The 12380-nt window shown below is 64.3% G+C and carries 11 protein-coding genes and 1 pseudogene; 8 read left to right on the top strand and 4 right to left on the bottom strand.

The genetic code is table 11. From position 1 onward, the window contains the following. Nucleotides 1–10 precede the first annotated feature (10 nt). From ACFRAU_RS13455 to ACFRAU_RS13445, 3 genes are all read right to left on the bottom strand, one after another. The gene (locus ACFRAU_RS13455; RefSeq protein WP_377996295.1) at nt 11–1102 is read right to left on the bottom strand and encodes a hypothetical protein; all 1092 of its coding nucleotides are present in this window, start codon (nt 1100–1102) and stop codon (nt 11–13) included. An 81-nt stretch (nt 1103–1183) separates the two neighbouring features. Further along, nucleotides 1184–3277 (bottom strand): Ig-like domain-containing protein, encoded by a 2094-nt coding sequence (locus ACFRAU_RS13450; protein ID WP_378000262.1) that lies wholly within the window; start codon nt 3275–3277, stop codon nt 1184–1186. A 389-nt stretch (nt 3278–3666) separates the two neighbouring features. After that, on the bottom strand, nt 3667–4578 hold the full coding sequence (locus ACFRAU_RS13445; RefSeq protein WP_377996298.1) for a LysR substrate-binding domain-containing protein: 912 nt from the start codon (nt 4576–4578) through the stop codon (nt 3667–3669). A 207-nt stretch (nt 4579–4785) separates the two neighbouring features. Between ACFRAU_RS13445 and ACFRAU_RS13440 the strand changes: the two genes are divergently transcribed. From ACFRAU_RS13440 to ACFRAU_RS13410, 7 genes and pseudogenes are all read left to right on the top strand, one after another. Then, the gene (locus tag ACFRAU_RS13440) at nt 4786–5574 is read left to right on the top strand and encodes an amino acid ABC transporter ATP-binding protein (RefSeq protein WP_378000261.1); all 789 of its coding nucleotides are present in this window, start codon (nt 4786–4788) and stop codon (nt 5572–5574) included. 5 nt (nt 5575–5579) lie between these two features. Continuing rightward, nucleotides 5580–6210, top strand: a pseudogene (locus tag ACFRAU_RS13435) (amino acid ABC transporter permease). Next, nucleotides 6210–6863 (top strand): amino acid ABC transporter permease, encoded by a 654-nt coding sequence (locus ACFRAU_RS13430; RefSeq protein ID WP_377996301.1) that lies wholly within the window; start codon nt 6210–6212, stop codon nt 6861–6863. The pseudogene ACFRAU_RS13435 and the gene ACFRAU_RS13430 overlap by 1 nt, the downstream one beginning before the upstream one ends. Nucleotides 6864–6908: 45 nt before the next feature. Continuing rightward, on the top strand, nt 6909–7775 hold the full coding sequence (locus ACFRAU_RS13425; protein WP_378000260.1) for a substrate-binding periplasmic protein: 867 nt from the start codon (nt 6909–6911) through the stop codon (nt 7773–7775). A 35-nt stretch (nt 7776–7810) separates the two neighbouring features. Then, nucleotides 7811–8548: an SDR family NAD(P)-dependent oxidoreductase gene (locus ACFRAU_RS13420; protein ID WP_378000259.1), complete on the top strand. Its 738-nt coding sequence runs from the start codon at nt 7811–7813 to the stop codon at nt 8546–8548. Then, complete coding sequence (locus tag ACFRAU_RS13415; RefSeq protein WP_378000258.1) at nt 8545–9510, top strand: flavin-containing monooxygenase; 966 nt, start codon at nt 8545–8547, stop codon at nt 9508–9510. Before ACFRAU_RS13420 ends, ACFRAU_RS13415 begins: the two co-directional genes overlap by 4 nt. Before the next feature lie 77 nt (nt 9511–9587). Further along, entirely contained in the window at nt 9588–9848 is a 261-nt protein-coding gene (locus ACFRAU_RS13410) for a hypothetical protein (protein WP_378000257.1), read from the top strand. A 74-nt stretch (nt 9849–9922) separates the two neighbouring features. On the opposite strand, the gene ACFRAU_RS13405 is transcribed toward ACFRAU_RS13410, so the two are convergent. Beyond that, on the bottom strand, nt 9923–10861 hold the full coding sequence (locus ACFRAU_RS13405; protein WP_377996305.1) for a LysR family transcriptional regulator: 939 nt from the start codon (nt 10859–10861) through the stop codon (nt 9923–9925). Nucleotides 10862–10999: 138 nt separating this feature from the next. On the opposite strand from ACFRAU_RS13405, the gene ACFRAU_RS13400 reads away from it, so the two are divergent. Continuing rightward, a complete protein-coding gene (locus ACFRAU_RS13400; protein WP_378000256.1) occupies nt 11000–12379 on the top strand; it encodes an MFS transporter in 1380 nt (459 codons plus the stop codon). Nucleotide 12380 lies beyond the last annotated feature (1 nt).

The following is a 12380-nucleotide window of genomic DNA, read 5'->3' as shown; positions in this document are numbered from 1 at the left end:
TGTGTCCTCCTCACGCCTGCTCGTCGAGGAAGGACGGCAACAGCTGCTCGAGATGTTGGACAATGTCGTCCGACGCCTCGTCCGCCGAGTATGCAGAAGGCACCTGCAGCAGGTGGCAGGGCCGTCCGTCGAGCGCCTTGTTCAGCACGACCCCCTTCGCGTCGAAGTGCTCGCGCCACGGGACGACGGACGTGGCAGCCAGGCCGGTCACGACCTGCTGCGAGAAGCCCGCCATCTCGATGTGGAAGTTGCCGAGCATGCGGTCGACCATCCACTCGCTCGTCCGCTCGACGATCCGGGACCGGGCGCCCTCGAAGCGCTCGATGTAGACGGCGGCCGCGAGCGGGGCCGAAGTCGTCACTTCCCGGCCCGGGAACGCGGTCCCTGGCCTGACCATGCGGTGCTCCGGCGACCATCGCCGGGCGATGTCCGCGAGGCGCGGATAACGGATGACGTACGGGTGCACCACCGTGGTAAGACGACCGACGCTCTGCGAGAGCCGGGACGGGACGAGGGGCTTCCGGACACCTTCGAACAGGTGCGGGTAGATGGCCCGGTGGTGCGGCTTGATGAACATCGGCTTCGCGTAGCCGAGCAGCGTGGCGTCCTCGGCGAGGAAGGCCCAGTCGTCGCCCATGAACGACCACCCCTCGCGCCGCATCAGCTTGGCGACGGTGCTCGTCTTGCCGGTCCCCCCGGCGGCGGGAAGCGCGATCGCGTGACCCCGGTACGCCATCGTTGCCGCGTGGATCATGGCGGCTCCGCGACCCACCATGGCGGAATCGAGAACAGGGACCACGGTGGTCAACAGCTCGCCAGGCCCATGAATGCGCCACTGCTCTGCGTCCCTCACTACCTGGACCCGATCGGCTTGGAAACGCACGCTGTTGCCCGTGTACGCGAGCTCGTGCTCGAGCAGGCCCGCATCCGGCATCGGCTCCGGCCGGTCATCGACGACGATATCGGCCGGCCGTTCAGTGTCGCTGGCGAAGCACGCCAACATAGTCTGCAGCTGGGTCGCTGCCGGCGCCTTTGCGTCAACGCGGATCGTGACGCGGCCATGGATGTCGAAGTGCAGTGCATTGGTCTGCCTGGTGCGCATGGTCGTCCCCTGTCTGGGTGGTGTCGGGCTGATGGTGTTGCCGGTGTGGACGGTGCCGGCCGAGCCGACACCGTCCGCCTACTAGTTCAGGGTGAGCACGAGCTTGGGTGCGGCAGTGCTGCCGACCTCCCTTGAGCTGAGGTCCAGGCCGTCGCTGCTGCTGGAGTCCATACCAAGGGAAAGCTGTTGTCCGAGCTCACCGGTCAGGCCGGTGACTGTCAGCGGCACGCTGTAGTTGGTGTTGGTCGTTGTCGGACCGAGCGTGCCAATCGTGGTGGTGCCGAGCGCCGGTCGGTTGCTGAAGGTGATCCCGCCTTCGGTCCAGGTGTCGCTAGCGACCACTTTGACCCTCTGCGTACCCGTCGATCCGCTCCCGGCGCTACGCAGCTGCAACGTCGCACTCTCCAGTGTCCTGCCCGCGTACGCCGACAGGTCGAACTTCAGGTAGGTGACCTCCACCGGGCTGTTGTCCACGCCAAGCAGTGTGCTCGCACCAAAGTTCGTTGCCGCCGCCCCGTTCGACACATAACTGTCGGCGGTGGCCGTGAGCGTGACGGTCTGCGAGGTGCCTCCGCCTGCGGCAGCCGTGGTGAAGGTCCACGTCCTGTTCGACGCCAATGCGTTGCCGGCAACATCCTTTACCCCAGTGGAGCCGCCCCTGATCGTAGCCGTGTACGTCCTGCCAGCTGCCAGATCCGCGCCGGGGTTCACCGTCGCAGTCCTGTCCGTGCTGTTGTACGTCACAGCGGCCGGCACCGTCGCCGCTCCGTCAGTCAACGTGAACGTGCTCGACGTGACCGTCGACGCATTCATCGCCTCCGAGAACGTCCCGGTCACATCCGCCGTCACCGACACACCAGGTGCACCAGCGGCCGGAGACGTGCCCGTCACCGTCGGAGCCGTCGTATCACCACCGGGACCGCTGCTGGGGTCGTAGGAGTGCCAGTACCGGCTCGTGGCGTTCACATCGGCGAGCAGCAGCAGACCGCTGTTGGCCGTGCCCCGCGCCGCACTGTTGAGGTTCTGCTTCGTCGACGTCACGTTGTGCACGTACTGGTCGGCATCCACGATGCGGGCGGTCTTCGCGGTGGTGAAGTTGATGCTGTTCAGCGGCGTGGACTTCTCGTAGATCGCGCCTCCGGAGCTTGTGCAGACACCAGCGTTCGTCGTGCCGCTCGGCTTCGGATAGGTAGCGAAGGTACGCAGCCTTTGCGTGCTCTCATCAATCAGGACGATCACCCGGTTCGGGCACTCCGACACAGTCGCGATCGTGTGCGACGACCACGTCGTACCGTCGAATGCCAACAGCTGGATCAGCGGCTCAGACGCCGACGTGAATGACGTCTTAGTTGCGGCGAAAACCCGGGAATTCGAGGAGTCCAGCCACTTCAGGTTCATATGGTCATCACCGGTGCGCGGCCCTTTCACCACCGCCACAGGAGTGGTCCAGGCGGTGTTCGCCGCTCCATCGACGCGGGAGCTCCAGTACATGCCGTCGGTGGCATCACCGACCTGCCGGCTCCACATCAGACCGATCTTGCCGGGCCCGAACGCGATCAGAGCCGAATTGTCGTCTACAGACACGCTGCCCAACGACGAAGGATGCGGGAACGGGGTACCCCATGTCGTGCCGTCAGTGCCAGTGACGTTCAGATAGATCCGGTTGTCCTGCTGCCAGGTGGCCCACACCCGGCCACTGGAGTCCTTGTCGATGGACATGGTCTCAACTTTGTGATTGTGGATGTTTCTGGAACTTAGCAGCGAGTAGGTCTTCGTATTCGAGTTGTAGCTGTAACGCCGCATCGTCGTCGGGAAGTTCGGCTCTGCCGGCAAGCCGTCGTTGACGAACCGATAGCTCGCCACATACAACGTTGTCCCGTCCCACAGCACGTCATGATGGGTGTTCGCCCGTGTCTCCGTCGCCACACCCGTATTAGCCCACGAATTCGTCGCCGCATTGAACCGGAAGATGTGAAAATCCGAGCTACCGGTGTCCCACAGGTTCCCCCACCAGATCCCGTCGTTGAACCACAGCGCATTTGTCTGCCGCTTCGTTCCCGTCGGCGTCCCTGTCCCCACGTGTGATGCAGCGTCAACACCAACATCACCCGGAGCCGCCGTCGCCGTCACCGGCACCACCAGGACACCCAGCGCAAGCAACAGCGCTGCCAGCAACGCAGGGAGCCCCGGATTCCGTGACGCGCGCAGGCGAAGACCAGCTGAGCGATCACCCCCCTGCCTTAGGCCGGGCCAGGATGTCCTGCGACCTCTACCACTCCCGCCCGTGGGAGGGAATGCAGGGTCCAGTAACGTTGCTCCCGGGAGTTGAACGTCGGCCTGTATAGGGATGCTCACTAGCCTCACCACTTTTTGGAGTTGTCTGCCTATGCCAGACCAGAGCAACCCTCCAAGTCGGCTTCGAATAATCGAAGCGCCTGCCGCCGTGGTCCTGGCAACTTGCGTGCACTCCCCCTCGGAACATGTTCTGGTGAACAACTTGTAAAAAGCTTGGCGTTTCCTGAACGAGCCCCAGTTTTGGGGGTCCAGCATCCTTGGCGTGAGAGCTAGGACGGCTGGTACTCCCGGTGCAGCATGCGCATGTGTTCCTCGGCCAGCTTGATCATGGCCTGGGTTGCCGGGGAAAGACTGGCCGGGTCCCGGCTGATGATCGCAAAGGTTTCGATCAGGGGCGGGTCGAGGCTGACCCAGTTGAGTTTCTTGGTGTAGCCGAGGGCTTCGGCAACCGGAACGGAAACCACTGCTCCGGCTGTCCCTGCCGCAGCCACTGACAGTGCGGCGGAGCCAGTTTCCACTTCGATATCCGGCGTGAAGGGCATCCCCAGGGTCTGGGCCCGCTCGCTGAGTTGGCGCCGGGTGGGGTCGTTTTGCGCCCACCCGGAATCGGGGAGGACCAGCGGCCGCTGCAGCAGCCCCTCGATGGTGACCGGTTCGGTCAGTGCGGGTTTGGTATGGAAATAGGCCGCTTCGCAGGACCAGAGGACGTCACCGATGGTAAGGCCGCGGGCATCGATCGGCAGTGCCACCACCCCGGCTTCAAGGCGCCCGGATCTGACCTGATCGGCCACCTGGGCTGAGTTCCACCCGACTACCCGCACATGGATGTTCGGATGCTGGGCGCGGAAGGCCGGGACAAGCCCGGACAGGACGTACTGACCGCTATTGAACATCCCGAATGCAACGGTGCCCTCTTCACGGTCGCGAATCCCGGAGACCGAGTGCATCGCCGTTTCGTAGTCGCGTGCCACTTTTCGGGCATGGGGCAGGAAACGCTGGCCGGCTTCCGTCAGCGTGAGCCCCTGCTTGGCACGCGTGAAGAGCGCGACGCCGAGGCCCTGTTCCAATTTTCGGATCTGCTCTGACAGCGTGGGCTGGGAAATACCCAGCTCTTCGGCGGCCTGCGTCAACGATCCGGCAGCTGTCGCCGCCAGGAAGTAGTTGACCTGAAGGATGGTCACGGCGACTCCTTTCCTCGAGTGCTGCCAGTCTATAGGCGGCTTCTTGAAATCGCATAGATAGAGCCTATGGATAGACCTACCGGCTCATGTTTCCCGCTTGTTTAACATCCGAAAATTCTTCGGATGACTCTTGTAATCCAAAGGTGATCCTGATTACATCTTTCTTATCCCAAGACAAAACCTATGGATAGCCGGGAGGCTCATGTCATGGAAACTGCAACAGTGCCCCCCACGTCACCACCCACTTTGGGTGCGGTGCACGTGGCGGGCCTCCACAAGTCCTACGGCAAGCACACCGTCCTTACCGACGTAAACCTGCAGATGACCGAAGGAGAGGTCGTCTCAATCATCGGCCCCTCCGGAGCCGGAAAGAGCACCTTCCTTCGGTGCCTGAACTACCTGGAAGTCCCGACGGCGGGAACCATCACCATCGATGGAACAACGGTGGACGCCCATGCCAAACGTCCGGACCGAAGGAGCCTGGACAGGCTACGACGGGTCACAGGAATGGTCTTCCAGGGGTTCAACCTCTTCCCCCACCTGACCGTGATGGAGAACATCACCCTTCCCCAGGTAAAGGTCCTGGGCCGCAGCCGTGAAGAAGCCCGCGCCGTCTCCGAATCCCTGCTTGCCAGGGTGGGCCTGGCAGCCAAGAGCGACCAGCACCCTTCCCGCCTCTCCGGAGGCCAGCAGCAGCGCATCGCCATTGCCCGCGCGCTGGCCCTGACGCCGAAGGTGATGCTGTTTGACGAACCCACTTCTGCCCTGGACCCGGAACTCGGCCTCGAAGTCCTCGCCGTCATGCGCGACCTCGCCGATGAGGGCATGACCATGATCGTTGTTACCCACGAAATGCAGTTCGCCCGCGACGTCTCGGACCGGGTCATGGTCATGGCCGACGGGCAAGTGCTCGAAGTCGGTCCGAGCCAGCAGGTCATGACGGCCCCCGCGCACGAACGGACAAAGAAGTTCCTTCGCGCCGTATTGGACCGGTGACCCCAATGCTCACGCAGATCGCTTCCGGTATCGGCCTGACCGCCTGCATCACCCTGGTGTCCCTGGGCATCGGTGGTGTGCTCGCCCTGCCACTGGTCGCCGCCCGCCGCTCCACATGGACACCCCTCCGGGTCGCCGCAACGCTGTACATCGACGTCGTCCGGGCCATTCCGCCCATCACCTGGCTGTTCCTCATGTACTTCGGACTCCCCCAGTACGCCCTCCGGCTGGACTCCGTGTCCGCATCCGTCCTGGGCTTCTCCGTGATCGCTTCGGCCTACATGGCAGAAACCTACCGCTCGGGCCTGCTCGGCATTTCCCGCGGCCAATGGGAAGCGGCCACTGGGTATGGGCTTCTTCGCCACCACACGCAGCATCATCACCCCGCAGGCCTTCCGGGTGACCCTCCCGGCAGTCGCCGCCTACGCGATCGCGCTGCTCAAGGATTCGGCCCTGGCTTCCACCATCGGAGTCCACGAAATCACCTACCAGGCCAGTGCCGTTTCACGCGCCACCCACCAGGGACTCCTTGCCTTTTGCATTGCCGGAGCCCTCTACATCGCCATGAGTGTGCCGCTGGCCCTCGCCGCCCGGCGGGTTGACCGCAGCCTGCGCCAGAAACTCGAGGTGGCCTGATGAGCATTTTTGACCAATGGATCGATTGGCTCCCCGCGCTGACCCCCGGGCTCGGCATCAGCCTCACGCTGACAGGCCTGTGCCTTTTGTTCGGCATGCCCTTTGGCCTGCTGCTGGCACTGGCGATCGAAAGCAGCACCGCTCCCCTGCGCATCGTGGCTCTCGTGCTGGTGGAAATTGGCCGGGGCGCCCCTGCGCTGGTGCTGCTGTACCTGCTGTACTTCGGTCTGCCCGAAAGCGGTGTCACCCTTCCGGCCTTCGCCACAGCCGTGATTTCCCTGTCCTGGACCACCGGCGCCTACTCCAGTGAGCTGTTCCGTTCCGGGATCGCCTCAGTGCCCAGGGGCCAGCGCGAAGCTGCACTGACGTCAGGCCTGCGCGGCTGGACCGGGTTCCGGTACATCATCCTGCCCCAGGCCATCAGGATCTCCACCCCGCCGCTGGCCAGCCTGGCAGTGACGATCTTCCAGACCAGTTCACTCGCCTTCGTCATCGCAGTCCCCGAACTCATGTCCAAGGCCTACGCGCTGGGATCCATCACTTTCCAATACCTCAGCATCTTCTGCCTCACCTCAGTCCTCTATGGCTCCATCACGTTGCTCGCCCTCGCGTTCGTCCGGCTCGGCGAACGCCGCCTCAACCGGTACCTCTAAGCACATCCCCAACCATTTCAGCCCTCCCGACAAGGAAGACCCACAGTGAAAACAACCCCCGCCTGGATCCGCAAAACCGCTCCCCTCAGCGCGGCCGCCGGCCTGCTCGCCCTCGCCCTCTCGGGCTGCAGTCCCACCGCAGGTGCCGCCGTCGACCCCTCCTGTACCCCAAAACACCAGTTCAGCACCATCACCAAAGGCACGCTGACCGTCGCGGCCTATGACTTCGCCCCCCACCTGAAGCTCGAGGGCAACCAGATCACCGGAGTGGAAGGCGATCTCCTCAACGAGATCGCCAAACGGGAATGCCTCACCGTCAGCGTCGAAGCCTCCGGAGGCGCCGGCGCCGCCATCCCCGCAGTCCAGGCGGGGCGCGCCGACCTGGCAGCAAGCGACTGGTGGCGCACCAAGGCAAGGGCAAAGCTCGTGGCCCTCAGCAACCCCGTCTACCTCGACCAGGGCGCCCTGGTTTCGGTCGCCGGCTACAAGACGGTCGCAGAGCTCGACGGCAAGAAGATCGGTTCCGTGTCCGGCAACCTCTGGAACGACGAATTTGCGCAGGTCTTTGGCGACAAGTTCGCCGTCTACCAGGATCCGGAAGCCGTCTTCAACGACCTCGCCGCCGGCCGCATCGACGCCGTCATCGACAGCGTCGGAGCCACCACGGCACGCTTCGAATCCAACCCCATCAAGGATGCCAAGATCATCCCGCTTCAGCCCGATCCCCGCATCCCCGTCACGGCTCACCCCGGCCAGCTGAACTGGCCCACCAAGCTGGACAGCCCCGAACTCACCAAAGCCATCAACGAGAACATCGAGGAACTGCGCAAGGACGGAACCATCGCCGGGCTGCTGAAGAAATATGGCATGGATCCCAGCGCCGCTGAAGTCGGCGAACCGAACATGCTCTAAGCCGTTACGCCACTAATCACAAAGGAACAGCCACAATGACTGAGCACAACGAGCGGGTCGCACTTGTCACCGGAGGCGCCCGGGGTCAGGGCGCAGCACACGCAGAAGCCCTCGCCTCATCAGGGCGGCGGGTCGTGATCGCCGACGTCCTGGACGAGGTGGGTGAAAAGACGGCGGCGGCCCTGGCCGAGAAGGGCCACGCCGTTCGTTACATCCACCTTGACGTCACCGATGAAGCGGCCTGGGCGGCCGCCGTCGAAAATATCGAAAAGCACGACGGCGGACTGGACACCTTGGTCAATAACGCCGGCATCATCCGCGTCACCCCGCTGAACGAACTGAACGTTGCCGAGTGGGATCTGATCCACAAGGTGAACACCACCTCGGTGCTGCTCGGAATGAAGGCCGCCTTCCCGGCCATGGCGCGGCGTGGCGGGGGCACCATCATCAACGTCGCCTCCACCGCAGCCCACCGAGGTGCCGAAGCCTACGGCGCATACTCCGCGTCAAAAGCGGCCGTTCTGGCCCTCACCCGCGCCGCCGCCCTGGAATACGCACCCCACAACATCCGGGTAAATTCCATCAGCCCGGGAGGCGTCGAAACGCCCATGAACGATGACGAGCCCGCCGGCGGCACATCCTCCAGCGCACCGCTGGGCCGCCGCGCCCGGCCCGAGGAAATCTCCCCGCTGGTGGTGTACCTCGCCTCCGAGGCATCATCTTTTGCCACCGGCGCGGACTTCCTCATTGACGGCGGGGTGACGCTGCGATGACCAGGTACTGCGTGATTGGCGCCGGAGCCGCGGGGATTTCGGCCCTCCAGCAGCTGCGCGAGGCAGGCTACGACGTCGACTGTTTCGAAAAGACCGACAGGGTCGGAGGCCACTGGCACACCGACTATGACGCCCTCCACCTGATCACGTCCCGGGACATGACCCATTTCGAGGACTTCCCGATGCCGGCGCACTATCCGCATTTCCCGCGCCGGGACCAGGTCCGGGAGTATTTGGAGTCCTACGCCCGGCACCACGGCCACTACGACATCATCCGGTTCAACACCGCCGTCAACTCGGTGGTGCCGATCCCGGCAGACGGCCCCGCCGGGTCCGCGGGCTGGACGGTGACCCTCGCAACCGGTGAGAGCATCGACTACGACGGTGTCCTCGTGGCCAACGGCCACCTCTGGGACCAGAAAATCCCTGCCTTCCCCGGAACCTTCACCGGACAACAGATCCACTCCGGCTCCTACCGCAACGTCGAGGACATCGAGGGAACCCGGGTGCTGGTGGTCGGCGCCGGGAACTCGGGCTGCGACCTGGCCGTCGACGTTGCCCAGCACAGGCTCGAAGCGGACATCGTCATCCGCGAAGGCACCTACTTCCAGCCGAAGACCTACTTCGGCAAGCCCCGCCAGGAAGTTGCATTCCTGGCCCAGTTCGCCCCGGACGAGCAGGATCTGATCAACCGGCTCCTGGCCCGTGTCTCCATAGGCGAATGGCAGAATTACCCCGGCATGCCCGAACCCAAGCATCGCACCCTCGCGGAGGGCAGCACGGTGGTGAACGACCTGCTGCTGTACTGGATCCACCATGGCCGCGTCGGCATCATGCCCGGCATCGAGGGCTTCGACGGCACAACCGTGCGCTTCACCAACGGCACGTCCAAGAAATACGACACCATACTCTGGGCAACGGGCTTTCACGCTGCCTGCCGTTCATCGACGAGACCCTCCTGAGCCGCCGCGGCGGGGTCCCGTTGCGGTATGCCGGCGGCATTGTCCCAGCGACCCTGGAAAAGCTGTATCTCATCGGAATGAGCGCCCCGCGCGGTCCGCAAATTCCGGTCTACGGGGTGCAGGCAAAGGCTGCCCTGCAGATGATCGAACTGCACGAAACGGCCGGCAAGGGCGGAGCAGGAATTGCGGCTTACCTCTCGGCCCTGCAGGCCGCCGACGACAGAATCGACATAGTCCGCGCGGTCTGGGAAGAGCAAATGGCAGACACCCGCCGGCTGCTTGCGGCCTACCCGAAAGCACGGATGGTTCCGGCCCGGGAAAACGTCAACGCGGCATAGGTGAACCCGCAGGCGCCGGCCTGGCCGTCCAGGCCGGGCCGGGCCGGTGCCTCACTGCGCCCAGGGTGAACCGGCTACGAGCCCTTGCGTTCCCGCGGCCTGGTGTTCTGCAGGAGTGAGATGTGCCGATGGGCATGCTTGATAAATTCTCGGGTCGCCGGTGAAATCGAGCCGTTGATCCGTGTGATGAAGGCGAAGTGCTCGTGGAAGGCCGGCTCGAGCGGGACATGCCCGAGTCCGTGCTGCTGAAGCATCGACTTGGCCACATGGTACGAAACCAGGGAATCTCCGACGCCCTGCGCAGCCAACTCCACGGCGTGCGTTTGGAACTCCACCTCGGCGATGGGGTCCAGGGTGACTCCTGCGTGCTGGGCACGCTCGGTCAAGGAAAGCCGAAGCGGGTCCGAATCGGACCACCGCGCCTCGGACAGGATCAGCGGGGCTGTCGCCAGCTTTTCGATCGACATGGGGCCCTGCAGGCGTCCCGGATCGGCGCTGACATAGACCACCTCGTCGCGAAGGACTGGAGGCCCAACCGAGAGGCCCCGGTCATCCACCGGAAGCTGCACGAGTCCGGCTTCCAGTTCACCTGAGCGCACGGCGTCCGCAACCTCCGAAGAGTTCAGGCCCACCACGCGGATTTTGACCAGCGGATACTGTTCGTGGAAGTCACGGATGAGGCCGGTCAGCAGGTACAGGTGCGCGCTGTTGAACGTGCCGAACGACACCGTGCCGCCCTGCAGGGTGCGCACTTCCCGAACCAGGTCAGTCAGGCCATCCACCTCCGCCAGCGCACGCTGCGCGCTGGGCAGCAGCAGCCGCGCTGCTTCCGTGAGCTGCAGCTCCCGGTTGGTGCGGGTGAACAGCTTCACCCCGAGGCTCTGTTCCAGTCGGCGGATCTGCTCGGACAGGCTCGGCTGCGCGATGTGCTCCGCCTCAGCGGCCGCGGACAGGGTCTTGTGCTTCGCGGCGGAGAGAAAGTAGCGGAGCTGCTGGAGCGTGAGATTAGACATAGGCGTTTCCTTGAGGAAGAGTCGTGAATTGAGTCTACACCTCGAGCAAAACTCTCCGTACTGTTGATTTCACTCGCCGGTGACGGCAATCACACCCAGCCGAATCCGGCCTATTTCCACCTGACTTAGGACTACGCCATGACTGCGACAACTGCTGCTCCGTCCGCGCATCTCATAGACGACGGACCACTCACCAGGTATCACCGCCGGCTCATTGCTGCCTGCTCAGGCGGTCCATTCCTGGACGGCTACCTGCTCAGCATCGTGGGCGTGGCCCTGACCGGCGCCAGCGCAGAGCTGGGGCTTGGTTCGGTGGAGCTGGGCCTCGCAGGAGCCGCATCCCTGGTGGGCCTGTTCCTTGGAAGCCTGGTCCTGGGCCCCATCACCGACCGCATCGGCCGGAAGATGATGTACACCGTGGACCTGCTGGCCATGGTGATCGCCTCCGCCGCCTGCCTGTTCATCGGTGACGGCTTCCAGCTGATCCTCCTCCGCCTGATTGTGGGCCTGGCCGTCGGCGCCGACTACCCGATTGCCACAGCGCTCCTGACCGAATGGATGCCCAAGAGCCGCCGCGGTGCAATCATCGGCTGGCTCTCCACCATCTGGCTGGTGGGGGCCATCGTCGCCTACCTGGTGGGCTTCCTGCTCTCGAGTGCCTTTGGGCCGGAGGCCTGGCGGTGGATGCTGGCAAGCGGCGCGGTGTTCGGCATCCTTGTGATGCTTCTGCGCTTCGGCGCCCATGAGTCGCCGCGCTGGCTGGTAGCCAAGGGCCGGTTCGAAGAAGCCCGCGAAGCTCTCTCCAAGGCACTCGAACGCGACGTCACCACCGAGGAAGTACGCGCGCTCATCGCCACGGACGAACCCGGGACCACGTCCGGCTTCGGCACGCTGCTCAAGGCCCCCTTCCTGAAGCGGACCCTGTTCTGCGGCCTGACCTGGATGTGCATCGCCCTGCCGCAGTTCGCGCTCTTCACCTACGGACCCATCATCCTGTCCCAATTCGGTCTGGCCCACGGCGGTGCGGAGGAAACCCTCGGCCAGATCGTCCTGAACCTGGGCTTCCTGATCGGCACCCTCCCGGCCCTCCGCTGGGTTGAAACCCTGGGCCGGCGCCCGCTTATGATCTGGACGTTCGTGGCAGCGGCGGTGTTCCTCCTCCCGCTGGGACTCTGGCCGGAAGGCCCCGCCTGGCTCGTCATGGTGTTCTTCTTCCTCTTCACCCTGGCCAGCGGCGCCGGAACCATCCTCGTGTTCATCTACCCCAACGAGCTGTTCCCCACCAGCGTCCGGGCCTCCGCCGTCGGACTCGCAACGGCCATCAGCCGCATCGGTGCCGCCATCGGCACGTACATGGTGCCGCTCTCGCTCAGCGGCCTCGGCACCGGCCCCACCATGATGATCGGCGTCGGCCTGACGATCCTCGGCCTGCTGATCACCATCGCCTGGGCCGAAGAGACCCGCAACAAATCCCTCAGTTCACTCACCACCCAGATCCTGACCACGGTCAAGGGCTAAG

Origin of the sequence: Arthrobacter sp. NPDC056691 (assembly GCF_042791415.1) — a bacterium.
GTDB lineage: Bacteria > Actinomycetota > Actinomycetes > Actinomycetales > Micrococcaceae > Arthrobacter.
The sequence above is the reverse complement of the archived record's forward strand: the minus strand, read 5'-3'. Positions and strand labels throughout refer to the sequence as shown.